Source organism: Gemmiger formicilis (assembly GCF_018784445.1).
Taxonomy (GTDB): Bacteria; Bacillota; Clostridia; order Oscillospirales; family Ruminococcaceae; genus Gemmiger.
Genome location: NZ_WQOH01000029.1, coordinates 120,717 through 143,513 on the forward strand (window position 1 = coordinate 120,717; position 22,797 = coordinate 143,513).

A 22,797-nucleotide genomic window follows, 5' to 3' on the forward strand; every position below is an offset into this window, starting at 1 on the left:
CAAAATCCCCCTGCACGTTGTCGTGCAGGGGGATTTGTGTTTTTTATTGGTCGGCCATCTGCTGGGCTTTCAAGCATAGCTCGGCAGCTCTAAAGGCGTGCGCCTGGGTCATGGCGGTCTCGGTGCGGTCGATGCAGTCGCGGATCAGCCGCCCAAAGAAAGGGCAGCCCACCTTGCCGGTGGCATTCGTGCTGAACTCACCCTGCCGGTTAGCCCAGTAGACCATGTTCTCCCGCTTTTCGCCGGCGGCCAGGTCGATGAACTTGCGCAGCTCGATGTAACCGTCTGTGCCGGTGATGAACGTCCGGCCATCGCCCCAGTTGCGCAGGCCGTCTGGCGTGAACCAGTCTACCCGAAAATACCCGCTCACGCCGTTGGCGGCGGTGGCGGTACATTCGCCGAAATCCTCAAACTCCGGCGTGGCAGGGTGGGCGTAGTTGGCCTTGCGGGCAAAGGTGATGTCGACATTCTCGACCCCGGCAAAGTAGAGAAACTGTTCCAGCTGGTGGCTGCCGATATCGCACAAAATGCCGCCGTACCGCGCTTTCTCGTAAAACCAGGCCGGGCGCGGGCCGCCCAAGCGGTGTGGGCCGAAGCCCTCAACGTGCAGCACACGGCCAATCGTGTTCTGTTTGATAAGATAGTCTGCCAGCGTGGCGGCCTCGCTGTGCAGCCGTTCAGAGTAGTAGACCATGTACTTGCGGCCAGTCTCGGCCACAGCGCGGCGGGCTGCTTCCAGCTGGGGCAGGCTCGTCATTGGCGCTTTGTCAACAAAATAGTCTTTCCCGGCGGCCATCACCCGCAGGCCAAGGGGGCAGCGCTCGCTGGGGATGGCGGCACTGGCGATAAGCTGAATATCCGGGTCGGCCAGCAGCTCGTCCAAGCTGGCCGCTGCCCGCGCCTGGGGAAAAGTGCGGCGGTAGGCGGCAACTTTTTCCGGGTCTTCATCCCAAACGGCGGTCAGTGTTGCGCCGGCTTCCAGCAGACCGTTTGTCATGCCGTAGATGTGGCCGTGTTCCAGCCCCACGGCGGCAAATTGAAATTCCCCAGGGCCGACGACGGGCTGAGGTTTCGGCGGTAGGTGCAGCTCCATGTTACAAAAACTCCTTCAGGGCGTTGCAGGCGGCGTCAAAGGCGGCATCGCTGCTGGGATAGCGGTAGCCGCCCACATGGCTGGTATTGCCGTCCTGTTCCAGATCTTTCAGTCCCTCAAACACTTGCAGGTGCGGTTCCACGGTCACGTCCTCACCGCCCTGGGCGCGGTAGGCGTCCAGAATGCGCTTGACGTTGCCCAGACCCTTGCCAGCGGGCACAACGCTGCCGTCGGCCAATGCGTCTTTGATATGCAGGTAGTCAATGTAGGGGTTCAGCTCTTCCCAGGCGCTCCACGTCTCCTGGCTGCACTGCACATAGTTGGCGGGGTCGAACACGCCGCGCATCTGGGGGAATGCTTTGTGCAGGTCAAGGCAACGGGAGGCGATATCACCGTAGATGCCTTTCTCATTTTCGTGGCAGAACAGCACGCCGCTGCCCTCGCCCACGCGGAGCATTTCGCCCACCTGATCGATGACCCTATTGCGGTAGTCGGCGGGATCCTTGCCTACGGGGATGTAGAAGGAGAACATCCGCAGCCGCTTTGCGCCCAGCACCTGGGCAACTTCCAGCGTGTGGCGCAGCTGCTCAAGGTGGGCGGCAAAATCGCCGGTCTCAATATCGATCTTGCCGATGGGCGAGCCGATGGACCAGGTACACAGCCCCGCATCGTCCAGCTTGCGGCGCACCTCTTTGGCCTTTTCCAGGGAAATGGCGGAGACGTTCTCGCCGTCTACCCCGCGGATTTCCAGGCCGTTCAGCCCATTGCGGCGCATCGCCGCAATCTGGCCGTCGATGGCGGGGGATGCTTCATCAGCAAACGCGTAAATTCTCATGGGAAACCTCCTGTTCGGTATATGTAGGGGCGCACCTGCGTGTGCGCCCGCCTTGCGTGGCAAACGGGCTGCGGGCGTACACATAGGTGCGCCGCTACGGAGTAAAGCCGCTTGCAAATCACGAACAGCCGCGCGGGACGTCTGCCCTGCGCGGCTAGGGGAAAATTACAGCATCAGTGCAAACAGTCCACCCTGCACGCTGCGGCCGATAAAGGCCACGAACCGAGTCGTTTTCGTGTCGTACCAGTCAGAGAACGGTACGCGGGACGTTGTCTCGTGCAGCTCTTTGGCAACCGGCGCAATCAGCGCGGCACGCACAGCCGGGTCGTCCGCCATGCGGGCGGTCCAGCAGATCCAGTCGGACTTGGTGTAGTCCGCGCGGGAATCCAGCGGCAGGCCGTAGGTGTTGATGCGCGGCAGATAGCTGGCGGTCTCGGCAGCGTAGAAGCTGTCGGGCAACAGGCCGAGGTGCAGCACCTTGTCCCACAGCAGATTGTACTTCATGCTCCAGCCCTGGCCGTCCAGTGTCAGCGGGGTGTTGCCCTTATCGCCGATTTTTTCCAGCAAGTGGGCGGCCATCGTCTTGGCCTGGGCGGTGCAGCTCTCGTCGCCGGTCAGGCGGGCATAGCAGGCCACGCCCACAATGGCCTTGGCGGTCAGGTTGACGTTGTGTGCCAGGTGCCCGGCAAAGTCGTCGGTGCACAGCTGCTCGGCAGGGTCCTCACCATATTGTACCAGATACTTGACCCAGTTGTCCAGCAGCGGGCGGTACTGATCGGCCAGTGCCTTGTCCGCGCCAAAGGCGCGGGCGGCCTCCAGCATGATCAGCATATTACCGCACTCTTCCACCGGCATCTGGTAGCGCGGATCCCACACATCTGTACCGGCAGGGTACAGGTAGTACGGCGGGTGGCTGGCCGTGCGACCAATGGGTTTGCGGGCAGCGTAAACCTGGCCGGTGGCCAGCGGGTAACGGCCGACATCATGCGGGGCAAAATCGCAGTCCCAAACCGGCATTGAGGCAAATTCCAGCACCGGGCGGCAGAGGGCATTGACGAGCTCGGGGCAGTAGTGCAGGAACAGCGGGATGGAGGGGTAGCTCACATCCACCGTGCCGATGCAGCCGTTGGAATCGTTCTCCTTGGAGAGGAATGCCATCTCGCCCTTGGGCGTGGCGATAAGCTTGTGCGCGGCAAAGGTGTGCCGCCAGGCGGCGTTGACGATATCCTCGTAGTCCTGACCGCCGGCTTTCTGGGCATCGTTGCTGACGGTCTCATCCATGGCAGCGCAGCGCAGCAGGATCTCGTCAAAGTGCTTTTGGGCGTAAAGGATGGCATCGGTGATCTGGCGGCCATCACGGCGATACCATGCCTTGCACAGATCGCCGAAGTAGTTGATGGAGGCAATATCGTCATAGGCGATGATGGCCTGCGCGGGCGCACCGCCCACGGTCAGGCTGCAGGTGGTCTGCACGCCGTCGCCGACGGCCTTGACAACGCCGTCGGCGCTCAGGTACAGGTAGCCCCAGTCGATCGTGATGTGGTCAGCGGAGTGGCTCAGCGGCTTCTGGGTCTCCTGGCCGATGTAGACGGTCTGCTTTGTGCCCAGCGTATACGCGCCGTCGATCATATTCGGGCGCAGCTCACCGTCATAGCAAAGCTTGTCGGACAGGTGCAGCTTGACCTGCACATCGTGTGCCTTGCCGTCGGTGGCCTTGGCGCTGAATGTGACCAGTGTGAGGGGCATACTCAGCAGATCCAAATCGTCGGGCAGGGCGGGAGTGGCAAAGGTGGTTTCGAACTGCACGCCGCCAAATTCGCTGACAAAGCGGGTGCGGGTGGCCGTGACTTTCAGTTCGGTCAGCGCGGCCTCCGGCTCTGCACCCTCGCCCAGGAAACGGCAGGCAGCACCGTCCACGGTCAGCACACCGCGGATGGGCTTGGCCGGGCCGCTCCAATGGCAGGTGTCGGTCTGGGTCATCGTGTCAGCGGGCATCCAGATGGAAAGATAGGGGTCAGACGCCACCAGTGGGATGGCGGGAAGCCTGTCGATACAGAACATACGCAAATTCTCCTTGTTGAAATGTGGAAAACTCAGCCTTTCAGACCCTGGATGGAGATACCCTCGACAAGGTTCTTCTGGAAGAAGAAGAAGAGGGTCAGCACCGGGACAAGGGAGGCAGTGGACATGGCAAATGTTGCGCCGTAGTCAGACATCGAGCTGTCGTTGAACATCTTCAAAGCGTAGGCAACGGTGTAAGTGGCGGGCTTGTTCAAGTAGAGCAGCGCACCCATGAAATCTTCCCAGCTGCCCATGAAGGTCAGCACGCCGACAGTGACGAGAGAGGGCACAATCATCGGGACGATGATGCGGAAGAAAACGCCGTACCAGCTGCAGCCGTCGATCTTGGCGGCCTCGTCCATATCGCGGGGGATGCCGCGGATGAACTGCATGATGAGGAAGATGTTGAAGCCGCTGGCAAAGAAAGACGGTACGATCATCGGCAGATAGCTGCCGACCCAGCCCATTTTGTTGAACAGGACAAAGCGGGGGATCATCATGACCTGGCCGGGCAGCATCATCGTAATGATCATCAGCACGAACCAGACGTTGCGGCCCTTGAAGCGGATGCGCGCCAGACCAAAGGCGACGAGCGCCGAGGAAATCGTCATGCCGATGGCGGAAAGAATGGCGACGAACAGCGAGTTCTTGAAGAACACCGTGAAGGTGTAGCCGCCAAAACCCTGCCAGCCCTTGATGTAGTGTTCCAGCGTGGACTGGGCAGGGATAAGGGAGGTGGCGGTGGTAAAGATATCACCGTTGGGCTTGAAGGACGAGGCAATCAGCCACAGCACCGGGTAGAGCATCAGGAAGCTGACAAGCAGCATCAGCACATGGTAGATGGTGGTACTGACCGCACGCCGGCGAGACATGCTGGGGGAAATGTATTTCATCAACATAGTCAATTACCGTCCTTCCGATTCATAGTAGACCCACGCGCTGGAGGAGCGGAAGATCAAAGCCGTGAAGAAGGCGATGATCAACAGCATGAACCATGCCATGGCGCTGCCGTAGCCCATCTCAAATTGGTTGAAGGCCTTGTTGTACAGGTAGACACCGTAGTACAGGGTCGTGTTCAGCGGCTTGCCGCCGGTGATGAGGTAGCTGGAGTTGAACGCCTGAAACGCGCCGATGACCTGGTTGATGAGGTTGAAGAAGATGATGGGGGTCAGCATCGGCAGCGTGATGGAGAAGAAGCGGCGCACAGGGCCGGCACCGTCCACGATGGCGGCCTCGTGGTAACTCTGGGGAATGTTCTTGATGGCGGCCAGGAAAATCAGCATCGAGGAGCCGAACTGCCACACGCCCAGGGCAATCAGGGTGCCCAGCGCGGTCTTGGGGTTGCCCAGCCAGGCGGTGCTGTCCGGCAGACCGAAGAAGCCCAGCACCTGGTTGATAACGCCCTTGGGGGAGAACAGCTGCTTCCACAGCAGGGCGATGGCAACGCTGCCGCCCATCAGGGAGGGAATGTAGAACGCGGCGCGGTAGAAGCTGGTCAGTCGGGTAGAGCGGGACAGCACCAGCGCGACGAGCAGTGCGACCGTCAGCTTGATGGGCACCTGGATCAGTGCAAACTTGAAAGTGACTTTGAAGGACGTCCAGAACAGATCATCCTCCAAGAACATCTTCTTGAAGTTGTCAAGGCCCACCCACTTGGGGGCGGACAGGATGTTGTAGTTGGTGAAGGCCAGGTACAGCGAGGTGAAAAAGGGAATGGCAGTGAACACGATCAGACCGATGATAAAGGGGAGAATAAAGACATAGCCTGCAACATTGTCCCGATCAAGCCAGCTGCCGAGCTTGTGGGAAAAGCCGTCTTTCTTTTTCATGGCAATGGCTCCTTTCATGGAATGTGGGGTGATTCAAAGAATCGCGCCGAAGGGAAAGACCTCCGACGCGATCAAGGAGAAGAAAACTTTTAAAAGAAGAAGGGGATAAGGAAGAAAATCAAATCTTACTCAGCGCTGGCCAGGATGGCGTTTGCCTCATCCATGAACTGCTGGGCAGCAGTGGGCAGGTCGGTGATCTCGCCGTAGCGGACCTGGTCGGAGTACTGGCTCAGCAGGTCAGAGATCTCGGAGTGCTTTGCCGGGTCGGGGTTCATCAGCGGGGAAGCCATGTTGGGCTGGCTGACGTAGTCAACAAACTCAACGACCTGCTTGCCGACCTCGTCCAGAGTGGGGGCAACATACTCGCGCATCTCAGAGGAGATGGGAACGGCGCGCTCGATACCAACGATATCGTAGCAGCTGGTGTCATTGGCGAAGTAGTTGATGAAGCGAACCGCGGCGTCCTTGACATCGCTGTCTGCAGCAACGCACCAGAACATGGCGGGCTTCAGATAGGTGGCGGAAGCGGTGGCGTCATCGGTGTTGGGAATCATGACCATGCTGATGTCCTTGCCGGTAGCATCGCGGTAAGCCTGCAGCTCATTGGAGTTCTGGTAGCGGCTCCAGGAGTCCATGACCATCGAGTCAAAGGCAGTGGTGGCGGTCTCTTCACCGATCATCAGACCCCAGCCCTCGTTCTGAGAATCCAGTGCCAGCTGCCACATATCCACGATGTACTTCGGATCGTCGAAGCCCAGGGCAGAAGCGTCGTCATTGTAAAGGTTCATGCCGTAGTTGCGCAGGCGGAAACGCAGGTTATCCGCAGAGCAGCTGGTCACGAAAGTATCGCGCAGGCCGGTGGCCTCATAGACTTTCTTGGAAATGTCGGTATACTCGCTCATCGTCGGGTTCATCGGCATCTCGATGCCCAGATCATCCAGGATGTCCTTGCGGTACAGCATGACGGGGGCGTTCGTGCCGGTGGAGACGGCGTACAGCTTGCCGTCGATCGAGCCGGAGTCAATGACGCTCTGGGCAACGTTGCTCAGGTCAAGGCTGCCGTCGGCAACGTAATCATCCAGCGGTGCCATAACGCCGTTTTCAACGTACTGTGCCAGCTTGGCGTAGTCCATCTGGAAAACGTCGGGGGTCTGGCCGCCGGCGACCTGGGCGGGCAGCTTGGTCCAGTAGCCGTCCCAGTCGGAGTAGTCCATCACGACTTCAATGTCGGGGTTCTCTTCCTGGAATTTCTCCAGCATCTGGGTGGTCAGCTCATGGCGGGTCTGAGAACCCCACCACAGGATGTTCAGCTGGGTCTTGCCATCCGCGGTCGTGCTGGCGGAAGAAGCCTCGGTGCTGGCATCCGTGCTGTCAGTGGAAGCTGCGGTGGAATCCGCGGCGGACTCGGCAGCAGAGCCGCAGCCGGTGGCAACGCTGGCGACCATCATACCGGCGCATAGGGTTGCGAGTACTTGTTTCTTTTTCATGTGAAGCACCTCCATGTGTTTCTTTTTGTTGTCATCATTATAGCCAAAAGTTTTGCGAAACTGAATTCACTTTTTCGATTTTTTGGTATGTTTTTCCGGGATGTACCCAGAAAAAACAGAAAAACCGCCGGAAATCGGCGGCTTTTGGGTGGGCGGTGCGGGTTTACCCCTGCCCGGTCTGCTCGTCCAGCTGCTTGCGGTAGTCCTTGGGAGTCATGCCGGTGTATTTGCGGAACAGTTGGCTGAAATAGTGCGGGTTCTCGCCCAGGCCGACTTTCTCGGCAATTTCGTAGCTGTGCAGCGAGGGATCACTGCGTATCAGCAGCTTGGCGTGTTCCATGCGGATGCTCAAAAGCTGGCTGCTGAATTTCTGCCCCACAGAGCGGGTGAACTCGCGGCCGATGTAGTCGGCGTTCATATATACTACATTGTCGGCAATATATTGCAGGGACAGCGCCTCGTCGGCATAGTGGGCGTTCATATAGGCAAGCATCTGCTGCACAAAATCATTGCTGCGGGCAGCACCGCCCTCCTTGCGCAGGCGCAGCAGGCTGCGCACGATGAGGTCTTCCAGCGATTCACGGTCGCGCAGTGCGTCGGTGATGACATTCATACCCCACTCGGTCTGGCCGCTGCCCATGCTGCCGGTCACAACAGCGATCAGCGTTTCCTGCAAAAGGCTGGGGTCTTCCACTGTTTTGACCAGCTCGCCAACCTGGCGCTTGATCTGGTCGGCATTCAGGCCGCTCTCCCGCAGGGCGTTGAAGCTGTCCACCAGCGATTTGATGCGCTGGCGACGCTCATCATAGAGATACAAAACCTTTTTGCGGTTTTTGTCAATGTTCGTGCAAGCACGGCGCAAGGCGTTCTCCAATTCCTCCTGGTCGCAGGGCTTAAGCAGATACTCGATGACACCGTATTTGAGCGCCTCTTGCGCGTACTGGAAGGTATCATACCCCGACAGCACGATACATTGCAGCATCGGGTGCAGGGCCACGGCACGCTGCACCAGTTCCAGGCCGGTCATGCCCGGCAGGCGGATGTCTGTCAGCAGGATATCGGGCATATCGTCGGTCATGCTGTCCAGCGCGGCAATGGCGTTCGGGCAGGAGGCTGTCATTTTCAAGCTCAGCTTTTCCCAGTCGATCATCCGCTCCAATCCCTCGCGTATGATGGGTTCATCATCGACCAATAACAGTTTGTACACGGTGTTCTCCCTTCTTTTCTCCTGTACCGCGGGGCGTTGAGGAATCCGCCCGGGGTGTTTCAGGTTTCTCCGGCCTTGTATCCGGCAGATGGATGATGATCTGCGTGCAGCCGTCCTCGCAGCGGATGCGCAGGCCGTACTCTTTGCCAAAGGTGTGCTGTACACGCTTATGGATGTTGCGCAGCCCGATACCAAGCCCCTCGGGCTGGACCTCGCCGCTTTCCAGCTTGGTCAGAATATCCTCATCGATGCCGGGACCGTTGTCCTGCACGATAACGTCTATGCCGTCCGGAACTACATTGCCGCTGATGCGGATAATGCAGGTGTCCAGCATATGCTCGGCGGCGTGGTGGATGGCGTTTTCCACCAGCGGCTGCACGGTCATAGCCGGGATGTGGCAGGGCATGACGGCATCGTCCACGGCGTACTCCATCTGCAAACGCTCGCCGTAGCGTATCTCCTGGATGCTCAGGTAGTCGCGCACGGTCTGCAGATCCTCCCGCACGGTGACGACGTCGCGCTTGTCGTTGAGCGAGGCACGCAGCAGTTTTCCCAGTGACGAGGTCATAACGGCAATGCGCTTGTCGCCGGAGTTCTGCGCCAGGCAGTAGATGGATTCCAGCGTATTGTATAGGAAGTGCGGGCGCACCTGGGCGCGCAGCTGCTGCATCTGCTTTTCCTGCAAAAGGTGCTGCTGTTCTTCTTTTTCGTGGTTGACGCGGGTCCATTCGCGGGTCATCCAGTCAAAGCCGCGGTGCAAATCGCCGATCTCATCAAAACGGTCTTTGTAGCAGGCACTCTCCTGGGTGGAGATTGGCTCGCCGCTGATGGCAAAGGCGTCGAATTTCTGCATCAACACCTGGAAATGAACCAGGATGCTGTTGATCAGCCCGGTGCTGACGGCTACGACCAGCAGCGCCGCCCCCAGGATGCAGAGGATGGTGACGCTGACCGCAGCCAGCGTTGTGGTGCGGATGCCGCTGTAATCCACCAGGGTCACATATTTCAGCCCGTTGGTGGCGGTGTACCGCACGCAGAGAACCGGCTTGCCGTCGGATTTCATATAGGTGTAGCCGTCCTCGCCCATGCCCAGCGCACGGATGCCCTCGTCACTGGCGTACAGGCAGATCCCTTTATTATAGACCGCACAGCGCGGCTCTACGCCCAGACTGCCCATGGCCTGGCTGTACTGCTCGACCAACGAGGGAAAATCCACCTCGATGAGCATATAGCCGAGGTTGTCCAGCGTCATGTTCTCCATCTCGCGGATCTCGCGCACCAGAAACAGACGGGAGGCGTCGCCGTTCTCCTCGGTCAGCCAGATGAACCGGCCCTGCCGCCAGGCAGCTGCGGTCATGCGCTCATCGGTCAGCTCGTTCGCGCCGCTGGACGCCCGGAAAAAGTGGCTGTATGTGGTGCCCCGCGACGTGCGCAGCTGAAAGCTGACCGTGTTGGAGAACCATAGGCTGTAATACGCCGCGCGGCTGGCGACGTTGCGCTGTGCGTCAATCCAGGTCAGCGTGCCGGGGGAAGCATCTTTTATGATGGCCAGATTCTCCTGCAGCGAGGAATCCGTCAGGATGCGGTAGCTGATATCCTCATAGTTTTTCATCTCGTGCTTGATCTGCTCGGCATAAAGGGAGATCATCTGGGAGCTGCTCTCGTACAGCTGCTCGTCGTAGGCGCGCAGCGGAATCAGCAGCGTCGCAATGGCGTCCACGCCGATGATGACGATGCCAACCAGCAAAATCAGCAGAAATTTCGCCCGCAGATGCAGGTTCTGCCAGAACGTTTGAAGCTTACGCATGGAGGACTTCCTTTTTTATATTTATTGTATTTATAGAACGCTGTGGGCTGTAGTGGTCGATTTATACTTATAAGTGTGACCGTTTCCATACACCTGCGTCAAGTCAAAAACTTGATTTTTCGGTACAAAAATCCGATGTGTGTCCCGAAAATTCATAAAAAACCACGCAAAAGTCGAAATTTTGCCGGTAAAGTACGGATTTGTGAATTGCACACTGCCCGGCAGACGAGTATGCTAAACTCAAGGCGCGCTGTGCGCATTTAGATTGTAGCACAACGCAAATCAGGTTTCCAGCATGAAACACTTTGATTGCATTTGTTCAAAACTTGTAAGGGGGCATACCATGGAATTACTTCATTCCGAATATAAGGATCGGATTGCGCACTGGCAGCGCGTGCTGGCGCAGGACTTCTACCACCCAGCGGGGGAAATCGCCTTTGAGGGCTTTACCACGATGGACCACCTGACGCCCGAACAGGCGGTGGGCGGCGGCTTCCGGCCTGTGCCGGTGGGCACGGTCTGGGGGCACACATGGGAATATCTGTGGCTGCGCGCTACGGTCACGCTGCCGGAAGAAACCGCAGGCAAGGCCGTGGCCATGTCGCTGGATATGGGCGGCGAGGCCACGCTCTTCGTCAACGGACAGGCTTTCGGCACCCGCCGTGCCGAGTGGGTCAGTGTGCCGCACCACTATATCAGCGATAACGTGCTGACCCGCTGCGCTGAACCGGGGCAGAAGTTTGACCTGCTGTTTGAGGTCTACGCCGGACACTATTTCCCCGATGTGGGTGGCTGCTGCACCGGCCCCGTGCTGCCCGGCACGCTGGGAGACCCCAAGGCCGAGGGCAGCCGCACCCGGTTGGGGCGCAGCACCTTCGGCGTCTGGAACGAGGACGCCTACCAGCTGTGGATGGACGTATCCACCCTGTTCATGCTGATGGACGAACTCCCCGAGGATTCGCTGCGGGCGGCCAAAATCGCCGACGGCCTCGAAGAATACACCCGCATCGTGGACTTTGAGCAGCCGCCCGCCGCCCGGGACGAGAGCTACCGCAAAGCCCGCGCTGCCCTGCGCCCGCTGATGCAGGCCCACAACGGCAGCACCGCGCCGCTGATGGCCGCCATCGGTAACTCTCACCTTGACCTGGCATGGCTGTGGCCGATGGCCGAGACCCACCGCAAGACCGCCCGCACCTTTGCCGCGCAGCTGCGCCTGTTGGACCGCTACCCCGAGTACCGCTATATCCAGAGCCAGCCCGCCGCCTACGAGATGTGCCGCGAACACTACCCGGAGCTGTATGCTCGCATCAAACAGGCCGTAAAAGACGGCCGATGGATCGCCGAGGGCGCAATGTATGTCGAGCCGGACACGAATATGCCGTCGGGCGAAGCGCTCGTGCGGCAGCTGGTCCTCGGCAAGCGGTTCTATAAAGAAGAGTTCGGCGTGGACAGCAAGATGCTTTGGCTGCCGGATACCTTCGGCTATTCCGCTGTGCTGCCCCAGCTGCTGGCAAGCTGCGGCGTAAAGTATCTGGTCACGCAGAAAATCTTCTGGAGCTACAACGAGGGCGATCCGTTCCCCTACCACTACTTCAACTGGAAGGGCATGGACGGCAGTCAGGTCGTATCCTTCCTGCCAACCAACTACACCTACCGCACCGACCCCAAGGAGCTATGCGGCGTCTGGAAAAACCGCGTGCAGAAGCGGCATCTGGAAGATTTCCTGATTCCCTTTGGCTACGGTGATGGCGGCGGCGGCCCCTGCCGCGATTACATCGAGTACGCCCTGCGCGAAAAAGATCTGGAGGGTATGCCCCGGGTCGATATGATGTCGCCGCTGGATTTCTTTGACGATTTGCAGGCCAAGGGCGGGCCGAAGAACACATGGGACGGCGAGTTGTACTTCAACGCCCACCGCGGCACTTACACGACCCAGGCCGCCGTGAAGAAAAACAACCGCCGCAGCGAGCGCGCCCTGCACCACATGGAGCTGTGGGGCGCACTGGCTGCCCAACGCGGCCATGCCTACAACGCCGCCGAGGCCGAGCGCCTGTGGAAAGTTCTGCTGCTGCACCAGTTCCACGATATCCTGCCCGGTTCGTCCATCGCTCGCGTGTACACCGAGGCAAACGCCGCCCACGCTGCGCTGCAAAAGGACGCCGCTGCGCTGTACACCGCCGCCCGCCGCGCTCTGCTGACGCCCGATGAGAACGCTGTGACCGTCTTTAACGGCCAGGGCTTCGCGCGGGAGGAAATCATCGACCTGCCCGCCGCTTTTGCCAACGGTGCGAAAACCGCCGAGGGCGAGACTGTGCCGGTCTGTGCGGGCAAGGCGCGGATTACGCTGCCCGCGTTCGGCGCGGTGACGCTGCTGCCCGCCGCCAACGGCACAGCCCCGGCGGCTGTGACCGCCACGGCCACCGCCGACGGCGCGATCCTGCGCAATGACCGCGTGACGCTGACGCTGGACCGCGAGGGGCATGTGACCGGCTACACGCTGGATGGCCGCGAGATGACCGCAGGCCGCCCGATGAACGTGCTGCGGATGTACAAGGATGTGCCCCGCATCTTCGATGCCTGGGATATCGACAGCAACTACCGCGAGCAGGATTCTTGGACCTCCACGGCGGAAACATTTGAAATTGTAGAGGCCGCCGGTTTTGCTGCATCAGTGCGATGGACCGGGAATATCGGCCATTCCACCGTCGCGCAGACCATCACGCTGTGCGCAGACAGCCCGGTGGCCGAGTTCGATACCACCGTCCAGTGGCACGAGCTGCACCGCCTGCTGAAAGTCGAGTTCCCGGTGGATGTGCGTGCGGAGAATGCGTACCATGAAATTCAGTTCGGCTATGTCGAGCGTCCGACCCACCGCAGCCGCGGCTATGACCAGCAGCGGTTTGAGGTCTGCAACCACCGCTACACAGCCCTGGCCGACAACGCCCACGGCTGCGCGGTGGTAAACGACTGCAAGTACGGTGTCGGCGTGGAGCAGAACAGCATCGAGCTGACGCTGCTGCGGGCAGCGGCCTCACCCGAGATGGGCACCGATCAGGGCGAGCAGACCTTCCGCTACGGCTTTACCGCGTGGAACACGTCTTTCGCCGAGGCACCCATCGTGCAGCAGGCGGCAGCGTTCAATGATGCACCGTTTGTTGAACTTGGCGGTGCGCTGCACGCATTCTCGGCCTTTACCACCGACGCGAAAAATGTTATCCTGGATACAGTCAAGCCCGCCGATGACAGCAGCGGGGATATCATTCTGCGCGTCTACGAGAGCAAAAAGGCCGACACGTTCTATCATATCCAATCCGGCCTGCCGGTGCAGGCACTTGTACCCTGTGATTTGATGGAAAACCCTATCGGCGAGGCCGCTGCCGCGGATGCCCAGCTGCACGTCAAGCCGTTTGAGGTGCAGACGTATCGCGTGAAATTATAAATGACTGGAGGAATTTTCATGTCCAACCAACGCCCGCGCATTGTGCTTGTGGGGGCGGGCGGGTATGGGCGGCTGTATGTCGAGACGATGGCCCAGCGCGATTACGGCGCGGACCTGGCGGCCATCTGCGATATCGACCCTCATCTTGCCGACCGTATACCCGTCATCCGGGAACAGAGTATCCCGATCTACCCTAGTCTCGAAGCCTTTTTTGCGAACGATACCGCCGACCTTGCGGTACTCGTCTCGCCGGTGCATTTCCACACCGATATGGTGCTGCTCTGTCTGGCGCATGGGCTGAACGTTCTGTGCGAGAAGCCCCTCTGCCTGACTACCCAGGAGGCTGAGACGATGCGCACAGCCGCCCAAAAAGCCGGGCGGTTCCTCTCCATCGGCTACCAGATCGACTACCGTCGCGACGTGCTGGCTCTGAAGCAGGATATCTTGGCCGGGCGGTTCGGCGCACCCAAGCGCATTGCCGTCTACCACGGTTTCCGCCGCGGCGCAAACTACTACGCCCGCAACGACTGGGCCGGGCACATCACCTGCCATGGGCGCGAAGTCTTTGACAGCCCCTTTACCAACGCCTGCGCCCATCATTTCCAGATGCTGACGTTTTTACTGGGGCCGACGATGCGCACAGCCTGCGATATCACCGGCGTACAGGCCGAACTGTACCGCGGCAACCCGAACGTGGAAAACTACGACGTGGCGGCACTGCGGTTCAAAATTGCCGGCGATACGCCGATTTTGTACTACACTGCGCACCCCATCCGCACCGAGTGCTGGGGTCCGGTGGGCGTGATGGAGTTTGAAAAGGCGACCATCACCTACACTGGGGAAAAGCCGGTGTTCCATGGCGTGATGGCCGATGGCACGCCCTTTGACTATGACGCTGTGGCCCCCGGCGGCGATATGCAAAAGCTGGTGGACGCCATCACGGCCACCGTCACCGGCGAGCCGCCCATCTGCGGCGTTGAGGCTGACCTGCCCCATATCCACGCCGTGCGCCTTGTGCAGCAGAACCCCATCACCCCCATCCGCCCCGAACTGGTCGAGCAGGTGGAGCAGGACGGCGACTACTTCTATTTTGTCAAAAACCTGGAAGAAACGCTGGCCGACTGCGCCAGACACTGGGCATTGCCCGGCGAGCTGGGCATTAAGCTGGGGTGAGCCTTGCCCCTTGCAAGAAACAGAATTGTCCAAAACAGGGGCAGAATAGGTCAATCCGCGCCGCCCGGGTGCAAAACCCTGAGTGGACGGCGCTGTAAAGCTGCACAAACATAAAGGTGCTGTTTTGTGCAGCTAACCAAAAAATCCTACCGCAAAGACAGAGACCGCTCTTTATACTGTAAAAAATACACGAAAACGCGCTGTAAATTTTGGCGGATTCCGCCAACGGAGAGAGAAAAGGAGAAAAGGACTACAAAATTGTACAAATTTGTGAGAGAATAGTCAGAGAGAACCCGGGCTTTCCTGTGATAAGATGAAGATGCAGAAACAAAGGGGGCGCTATCCGGAGAGCGCCCCCCCTGGATACAGAATCATACAGGATAATCCAAATCACGAAAGGAAAGCCCATGAAATCGATTGATGTGTTTTGCCATCTGATGCCGCCGGAATACGCGAAAATCTGCATGGCAGAAGCCCCCAACAAATCCCATATGTTTGTCCGGGCGCTCAATGTGGCGTCCATGTCCAACATGGACGCCCGCAACGAGGTGTTGAAAGCCTTCCCCGGGTACAAGCAGATCCCCAACATCGTTTCCCCGCCGGTCGAAACCTTTGCCGGGCCGGACAAATCCCCCCGCCTGGCGGCCATCGGCAACGACGAGATCAAAAAAATCGTTGAGGCCAACCCCCAATTTTACGAAGGCTTTATTGCCGGCATCCCGTTCAACAATGTGAAAGCCTCTGTCGAGGAAATCAAGCGCGCCAAGGATATGGGTGCCAAGGGCATCCAGATCTACACCCACATGAACGGCGAGGCCATCGACACCGAGAAGTACTGGCCCATCTACGAGGCCTGCGAAAAGTACGATCTGCCCATCCTCATCCACCCGGTGGGCGGGCAGATGGTGCCGGAATTCCCGAAGGAGGATCGCTCCAAGTACGAACTGTGGTTTACCATCGGCTGGCCGTATCAGACTACGATCGCTATGATGCGCCTTGCCTTCTCCGGTATTTTTGAGGATTTTCCCAATATCAAAATCATCACTCACCATGTCGGCGCTATGATCCCGATGCTGGAAGGCCGCATTGAAAACGGCCTGAAGATGTACGGCGGCCGCACCGCGCCCGAACTGCGCGATGAGCTGACCAAGACGAAGATGAAGGGCGCACCCATCGATACCATCCGCAAGTTCTATGCGGACACGGCGTCCTTCGGTTCGACCTCCGCCATCCGCGCGGGCATCGATTTCTTCGGCAGGGATCACATCGTTTTCGCGACCGATATGCCGTTTGACCCCGAGCAGGGGCCGGGCTACATCGACCGCACGCTCAAGTGCATTGACAACCTGGGCTTGAACGAGGATGATAAGGCAGCCATTCTGCACGGCAACGCGCAGCGGCTGTTCCATGTATAAGGGGGATACTATGGCTACGCTGATTTCGGTTCTGACGAACCAGTTCTTTCTGATTTTTCTCGCTATCGCACTGGGCCTGCTGCTTGGCAAAGTGAAAATCGGCAACTTCTCGCTGGGCGTTTCCGGCGGTATCTTCTCCGGCATTGTGCTGGGCTATATTGCACAGGCCTGGGCCAAGGGTGTGCAGGAGGGCGAGCTGGGCTACGCCAGCGCGGCTTCGGTGCTCAAGACCGGCGTTGTCAGCAATTTGTTCTTTACATTTTTCCTGATGCTGTTCCTTGTCTCCATCGGCATGAAGGTCGGCGGCAGCATCGGCGCTATCTTTAAAAAATACGGCGTTAAGTTTGTCGTCATCGGTGTGATGATCCCGGTCATCTCGATGGCCGTCGCGCTGGTCGCCTACCATCTCGTGTTCAAGAACAGCCCCGCAGTCGGCGAGTTTGAGACCATTGGTATGTTCGCCGGTGCTATGACCTCCACCCCGGCTTACGGCACCGCGCTGGATGCTGTCGGCAATGTCGTTGCTGGTGACGCGCTGGAGGCTGCTTCCTCCGCCATCAGCCTGGGCTACACTGTGGCCTTCCCCATCGGTGTGATGGTCATCGTCGTGATGATCTCTGCCCTGCCCAAACTGTTCGGCATCGACGTGGCCGCTGAAAAGGCAGCCTACGAAAAAGAGCTGCAGGAGAGCGCTGTCAACGAGAAAAAGATTAAGGAAGGCCCGCTGGACTTCATGGTGCTGGGTCTGGTCGCTGTGATTGGTATCCTGATTGGCAACATCAAAATCCCCCTGGGCGGCTTTGGTGAGTTCTCTCTCGGTGCTGCGGGCGGCATCCTCATCTCCGCACTGATTTTCAGCTACATCGGCAAGATTGGCCCCATCAACTTCCGCATGGATCAGAAGGCGCTGGGCATCCTGTATCAGACCGGCCTGACCTTCTTTATGGCCGTTGTCGGCCTGCGTTACGGCTATGACGTCGTCAATTCCCTGATGGGCTCCGGCCTGCAGCTGGCCATCGCCGCCGTCTTTGTCGAGGCCATCGCGGTCCTCATCGCCTTTATCGTCGGCCACAAGGTATTCAAAATCAACTGGATCATCCTCAGCGGTGCAATCGCCGGCGGCTGCACCTCCGCCCCGGGTCTGGGCGCTGCCATCAGTGCCACCGGCTCTGAGGAACCCACCGCCGGTTACGGCGCAGCACAGCCCTTTGCCATCCTGGCAAATGTTTTGCTGGCAACCTTGTTCTTCAATATTGTATAATAGGGAAAACTACCCTTTACGCAAGGAGAACTGAATTATGGAAGACGTCCGGATTGAACACAGATACAACGCGTCCGACTTCAAGCTGGGAAACCACCACGAAAATGTCTACCAGATGCTGCTCATCACCAATGGCCGTATCCGCTACCGCGTAGGCAGCAAAACCTACGAGACCGGCCGCGGCGGGATACTTGTGCTGAACACGCTGGAGGAACATGACCTGGAAGTGCTGGAATACCCGTATGAACGCTACATGGTCCGTGTTCAGCCGGACTTTTTCCAGAATGAGGTAAAATATCCCGAGGTCATTGCGGTCTTTATCAAGCGGCCGCCGAACTTCTCCCACCTGCTTACGGTGCCGGAGCCGGTCTGGAACTATCTGTATGATATCGTCCTGGAAATGGAGCGGGAATACAACGCCAAGAAAAAATACTGGGAGCTGTACGTGGGTGCGGACCTGCGCAGAATGTTCATTACCATTTATCGCGAGTGCGCGGACGTTATGACGATGAAGATAGGCCACAGCGTTACGGTAGCCTACAACATCATGAATTATATCAACCACCATTTTGCCGAGGAAATCACCGTAGACAAAATTGCGGCGGAATTGTACCTGAACAAAAACTATATCGCCCATGTATTCAAAGAGGAGACCGGGTACAGCCTGATCGGCTATGCCATCGCCCTGCGCATCAACCGTGCCAAGGTGCTGCTGACCAAGACGGACAAGAGCATCACCCAGGTGGCGGAGGAGTGCGGGTACGACGATTTCACCTATTTTTCCCGCCAGTTCAAAAAGTCCACCAGCCTGACACCCAGCGCCTACCGCAAGACCCATGCGGATGAGGACGAAGAACAAAAGAGGTAATACAATGCCACAAGAAAAATTCCACTATAAATCGTTAGAAGAAGTCAAGCAGCGTGCCGCAGAACTGGGTGTTGACCTGCCCTTTGCAGCCGACACCCACGCGCTGGCGCAGCCGCTGACCGTGCGTAATATTACCTTCCCGAACCGTCTGGGCATCGCGCCCATGGAGGGCGCGGACTCGACGCCCGAAGGCGCACCCACCGAGTATACGACCCGCCGCTATGTCAACGAGGCTATCGGCGGCAGCTCGGTCATCTGGTTCGAGGCAATCTCCATTGTGGAGGAGGGACGATCCTCCCAGACGCAGCTGCTGCTGAACCGCGACACATTGGACGAGTTCAAAAAGATGACCACCGCCGTCAAGGAGGCGGGCCTCAAGGCCAACGGCTATGCGCCGTATTTGATCATGCAGGCCAACCACAGCGGCCGCTACTCCAACCCCGGCAACAAGCCTGCCCCGATGATCGCCTACCGCCACCCGATTCTGGAGCAGTACCGCGCGGCGGATGACTCCTGCATTGTCAGCGACGACTACCTGAAGGGTCTGGAGGTCAAGTTCGGCGAGGCGACGAAGCTTGCCAAGGAGGCCGGTTTCGACGCCGTCGACATCAAGAGCTGCCACGGCTACCTGTTGGCGGAACTGGCATCCGCCTACAACCGCCCCGGCGAGTACGGCGGCAGCTTTGAGAACCGCTTCCGCCTGCTGAAAAACGGCATCCGCGCCGCCAAGGTGTACGAGGACGACAGCTTTATGGTCACGGCGCGCATCGGCATCTACGACGGCTACGCCTACCCGTGGGGCTTCGGCGTCAGCCCGGAGAGCGGCATGACGCCCGATTTGACTGAACCCATCCGCTTGGTGCGCGATTTGCACAACGAACTGGGTCTGAATATGGTCAACCTGACGATGGGCAACCCCTACGCCACCACCCATGTGACCCGCCCGTTCGATTTTGGCAAGTATGAACCGGACGAACATCCGTTTGTCGGCCTGTCCCGCATGATTCACGGCATTGGCGCAGTGAAAAAGGCCGTGCCGGAAATGACGGTTTGGGCATCTGCACCTACTTACCTGCGAGCCTATGCGGATCTGTTCAGCGCAGGCGCGGTCGAGCAGGGCCTGTGCGATGGTATGCTGTTCGGCCGCATGGCCTTTGCTGACCCGGATTTTGCCAACGAGATCGTCAAAAATGGCCGCATCGACCCTAAGCGGGTCTGCCTGACCTGCGGCAAGTGCGGCGATTTGATCCGCGCGCACAAGCCCACGGGCTGTGTCATCCGCGACAGTAAGACGTTTATGCCGTTCTACAAGGAATTTTTGGAGATCAAGAAAACGCAGCCCGCGAACTTCCGCGGCTGATGGAGAGGGTGTACTTATGAAAAAAACTGCCATCGTCACCGGGTCCAGCCGCGGCATCGGCTTTGCCATTGCCAAGCAGCTTGGGCTGGATGGATACAATATTGTTATGGTCGCCACCGGCCCACAGGAGAAAAACCAGGCAGCGCTGGACGAGCTGAAAACACAGGGCATCGACTGCGCCTATGTGCAGGCCAACATCGGCAGCGCCGACGACCGCAAGAAGATCCTTGACGGCGCACTGGCCGCCTTTGGCCGCGTGGATGTGCTGGTTAATAATGCAGGCGTTGCTCCCAAAGTCCGCGCCGATTTGCTGGATATGAGCGAGGAAAGCTTTGACTATGTTGTCGGCATCAACACCAAGGGCAATATGTTCCTGACGCAGCTGGTGGCCAAGCAGATGATTTCGCAGGAACCTGTCGATGGCCGCAAGGGCGTCATCGTCAATGTGTCCAGCTGCAGTTCGGTGGTGTCCTCCACCAACCGCGGTGAATACTGTGTCTCCAAGGCGGGTATCTCGATGCTGACGACGCTCTACGCCGACCGCCTTGCGTCGGAGGGCATCCTTGTCAACGAGGTGCGCCCCGGCGTTATCGCCACCGATATGACCAGCAAGGTGCAGGGCAAGTATGATGCCTTGATTGAAAAGGGCACCTTCCCCATCGCCCGCTGGGGCACGCCGGAGGATGTGGCCGGGGCCGTCAGCCTGCTGTGCAGCGACCGCCTGCGCTACACCACCGGCAACTACATTGATGTGGACGGCGGCTTCCATATCCAGCGCCTGTAAGGGAGCAACGAGATGGAAAACGAAATTTTTAAAGCCGGGGCGTACACGGCAAAGGTGTACCGCTGCAATACTGCCGTGGTCGGCAGCGGCGCGGCGGGCTTCAATGCCGCCGACCGCCTGTGGCAGCTGGGGCAGCATGACATCGTCCTCGTCACCGAGAACCGCGTCGGCGGCACCAGCCGCAACACCGGCAGCGACAAGCAGACCTACTATAAGCTGACCCTGTCCGGGGGCGACCCCGACAGCGTGCGCGAGATGGCCGACACACTGTTTGCGGGCCGCTGCGTGGATGGTGATATTGCCCTGTGCGAGGCCGCGCTCTCGACCCAGTGCTTCTTGAAGCTGGTCGAGCTGGGCGTGCCGTTCCCCCGCAACCGCTACGGCGAGTACATCGGCTACAAGACCGACCACGACCCGCGCCGCCGCGCCACCAGCGTGGGACCCTACACCAGCAAGCAGATGACCGAATGTCTGGAAGCTGCCGTGCAGGCCAAGGGCGTGCCGATGCTGGACAAGACACAAGTCATCAAAATTCTGACGGACGGCGGTACGGTTTGCGGCCTGCTTTGCCTGAACACGGCTGCGCAGGACGCCGCCGACCGCTTTACGCTGATTCGATGCAAAAACGTTATCTGGGCCACCGGCGGCCCAGCTGGTATGTACGCCGACAGCGTCTATCCCTTCAGCCAGTATGGGGCCACCGGCCTTGCGCTGGAAGCAGGCGCAAAGGGCAAAAACCTGACCGAATGGCAGTACGGCCTGGCATCGGTCGCGCCGCGGTGGAATGTGTCGGGAACGTATATGCAGGTGCTGCCGCGGGTCTACTCCACGGCGGCAGACGGCAGCGATGAGCGGGAGTTCCTGATGGACTTCTTCACCGATGCGCACGATATGCTCAGCAAGCTGTTTTTGAAGGGCTACCAGTGGCCCTTTGATGTGCGCAAGGTTGCCGACGGCAGCTCCATCATTGACATTCTGGTGTATCTGGAAACCTGCAAAGGACGCAAAGTCTATCTTGATTACCGCACAAACCTGATGGACGGCGCGTTTAGCTATGACGACTTGCTGCCCGAGGCGCGCGAGTACCTGACCCGCGCCGGTGCCTGCTTCGGCACGCCGATTGAGCGGCTGGCGCAGATGAACCAGCCAGCCATCGATTTTTACCGGGATAAGGGTGTGGATTTGTACACCCAGCCGTTAGAGATCGCCCTCTGCGCCCAGCATAACAACGGCGGCATTGGCATCGACTGCTGGTGGCAGACCGACGTGAAAGGCCTGTTTGCCGTGGGTGAAGCCGCTGCCAGCCACGGCGTCTACCGCCCCGGCGGCACGGCGCTGAACGCCGGGCAGGTGGGCAGCACCCGCGCCGCGCAGTACATTGCCGCCCGCTGCCGGGGCGATGCGCCGGACAATTTCGGTCTGGCCGCCGCCGAGGCGCTGGCCGAGATGGGCGCACTGGCCGACGGCTGCAAGGCCGAGACCGGCAACGTCCGTGCGCTGTGGAAGCACGCCGCCGAGGAAATGAGCCGCTGCGGCGCTGCCATCCGCGACCCCGCGCAGATACGCGCCTACGGCAAACAGGTGGAAGCGCAGCTTGCCGACTTTGCTCAAACGGTCAAGGCGGGCAGCCGCACCGAGCTGGCGATGGTCTACCGCCTGCGCGACATGCTGCTGAGCCAGCGCGCTTACCTGACCGCCATGGCGGACTATACTGCCCACGGCGGGCAAAGCCGCGGCAGTGCCCTGTACACCGACCTGACGGGCGGCGTTAAGCCGTTTGCCCAGCTGCCGGATACCTTCACCTTTGCCTTGGACGAAACCGAAGCCCCGCTGATTCAGGAGCTGTGGTTCGAGGATGGTACCTGCTGCACCGCTTGGCGCGCCCCGCGCCCCATCCCCGAGGATGACGACTTTTTTGAAAACGTCTGGCGCAGCTACCGCGAAACCGGCAATATATACTAAAGCAAGCGCAGCTTCGTGAAAAGCTGCGCTTTTGTAAAAGGAGTGGGAACTTTGTTTACTATCATCAAACGGCGGGAGCTGAACCTTACCGTAACCGAACTTTGCATCCATCCCCGGCTTTATCAAACACGTTGCCGAGGGCGACTTTGAGGCCGCCTACAACGTGATTGCCCAGTCCAGTGCGCTGCCCGCCGTCTGCGGCCGTGTCTGCCCGCA

16 protein-coding genes and 1 pseudogene are annotated in these 22,797 nt (G+C 59.3%); 9 read left to right on the forward strand and 8 right to left on the reverse strand.

The features are described 5' to 3' along the window. Nucleotides 1–43: 43 nt before the first annotated feature. From GPK89_RS09975 to GPK89_RS10010, 8 genes are all read right to left on the reverse strand, one after another. Entirely contained in the window at nt 44–1,093 is a 1,050-nt protein-coding gene (locus GPK89_RS09975; RefSeq protein ID WP_215692760.1) for a Gfo/Idh/MocA family protein, read from the reverse strand. A 1-nt stretch (nt 1,094) separates the two neighbouring features. Beyond that, entirely contained in the window at nt 1,095–1,928 is an 834-nt protein-coding gene (locus tag GPK89_RS09980; protein WP_215692762.1) for a sugar phosphate isomerase/epimerase family protein, read from the reverse strand. Nucleotides 1,929–2,093: 165 nt separating this feature from the next. Next, nucleotides 2,094–3,989 carry a glutaminase domain-containing protein gene (locus tag GPK89_RS09985; protein ID WP_215692764.1) on the reverse strand — a complete coding sequence of 632 codons (1,896 nt, stop codon included), beginning with the start codon at nt 3,987–3,989 and terminating at the stop codon, nt 2,094–2,096. 32 nt (nt 3,990–4,021) lie between these two features. Beyond that, nucleotides 4,022–4,888 (reverse strand): carbohydrate ABC transporter permease, encoded by an 867-nt coding sequence (locus tag GPK89_RS09990; protein ID WP_368043160.1) that lies wholly within the window; start codon nt 4,886–4,888, stop codon nt 4,022–4,024. A 6-nt stretch (nt 4,889–4,894) separates the two neighbouring features. Further along, nucleotides 4,895–5,818 carry a carbohydrate ABC transporter permease gene (locus GPK89_RS09995; RefSeq protein WP_215692766.1) on the reverse strand — a complete coding sequence of 308 codons (924 nt, stop codon included), beginning with the start codon at nt 5,816–5,818 and terminating at the stop codon, nt 4,895–4,897. Nucleotides 5,819–5,943: 125 nt separating this feature from the next. After that, nucleotides 5,944–7,305: an ABC transporter substrate-binding protein gene (locus GPK89_RS10000; protein ID WP_215692768.1), complete on the reverse strand. Its 1,362-nt coding sequence runs from the start codon at nt 7,303–7,305 to the stop codon at nt 5,944–5,946. Nucleotides 7,306–7,468: 163 nt separating this feature from the next. After that, nucleotides 7,469–8,512 carry a response regulator gene (locus GPK89_RS10005; protein ID WP_215692770.1) on the reverse strand — a complete coding sequence of 348 codons (1,044 nt, stop codon included), beginning with the start codon at nt 8,510–8,512 and terminating at the stop codon, nt 7,469–7,471. After that, entirely contained in the window at nt 8,487–10,319 is a 1,833-nt protein-coding gene (locus tag GPK89_RS10010) for a sensor histidine kinase (protein ID WP_215692772.1), read from the reverse strand. The genes GPK89_RS10005 and GPK89_RS10010 overlap by 26 nt, the downstream gene beginning before the upstream one ends. Before the next feature lie 343 nt (nt 10,320–10,662). On the opposite strand from GPK89_RS10010, the gene GPK89_RS10015 reads away from it, so the two are divergent. From GPK89_RS10015 to GPK89_RS10055, 9 genes and pseudogenes are all read left to right on the forward strand, one after another. Then, nucleotides 10,663–13,758 carry an alpha-mannosidase gene (locus GPK89_RS10015; protein WP_215692774.1) on the forward strand — a complete coding sequence of 1,032 codons (3,096 nt, stop codon included), beginning with the start codon at nt 10,663–10,665 and terminating at the stop codon, nt 13,756–13,758. A gap of 18 nt (nt 13,759–13,776) precedes the next feature. Then, nucleotides 13,777–14,931, forward strand: a complete 1,155-nt coding sequence (locus GPK89_RS10020; RefSeq protein ID WP_215692776.1) for a Gfo/Idh/MocA family protein — start codon at nt 13,777–13,779, stop codon at nt 14,929–14,931. Nucleotides 14,932–15,338: 407 nt separating this feature from the next. After that, on the forward strand, nt 15,339–16,346 hold the full coding sequence (locus tag GPK89_RS10025; RefSeq protein ID WP_215692778.1) for an amidohydrolase family protein: 1,008 nt from the start codon (nt 15,339–15,341) through the stop codon (nt 16,344–16,346). A 10-nt stretch (nt 16,347–16,356) separates the two neighbouring features. Continuing rightward, nucleotides 16,357–17,607 carry a hypothetical protein gene (locus GPK89_RS10030; RefSeq protein ID WP_215692780.1) on the forward strand — a complete coding sequence of 417 codons (1,251 nt, stop codon included), beginning with the start codon at nt 16,357–16,359 and terminating at the stop codon, nt 17,605–17,607. A gap of 37 nt (nt 17,608–17,644) precedes the next feature. Further along, nucleotides 17,645–18,475: a helix-turn-helix domain-containing protein gene (locus tag GPK89_RS10035; RefSeq protein ID WP_215692782.1), complete on the forward strand. Its 831-nt coding sequence runs from the start codon at nt 17,645–17,647 to the stop codon at nt 18,473–18,475. A gap of 4 nt (nt 18,476–18,479) precedes the next feature. Further along, nucleotides 18,480–19,835, forward strand: a complete 1,356-nt coding sequence (locus GPK89_RS10040) for a flavin oxidoreductase/NADH oxidase (protein WP_215692784.1) — start codon at nt 18,480–18,482, stop codon at nt 19,833–19,835. Nucleotides 19,836–19,851: 16 nt separating this feature from the next. Next, on the forward strand, nt 19,852–20,619 hold the full coding sequence (locus GPK89_RS10045) for a 3-ketoacyl-ACP reductase (protein ID WP_215692786.1): 768 nt from the start codon (nt 19,852–19,854) through the stop codon (nt 20,617–20,619). A 12-nt stretch (nt 20,620–20,631) separates the two neighbouring features. Further along, nucleotides 20,632–22,581 (forward strand): FAD-dependent oxidoreductase, encoded by a 1,950-nt coding sequence (locus GPK89_RS10050; protein WP_215692788.1) that lies wholly within the window; start codon nt 20,632–20,634, stop codon nt 22,579–22,581. A 109-nt stretch (nt 22,582–22,690) separates the two neighbouring features. Beyond that, a pseudogene (locus GPK89_RS10055) lies at nt 22,691–22,797 on the forward strand (hypothetical protein); the annotation flags it as partial.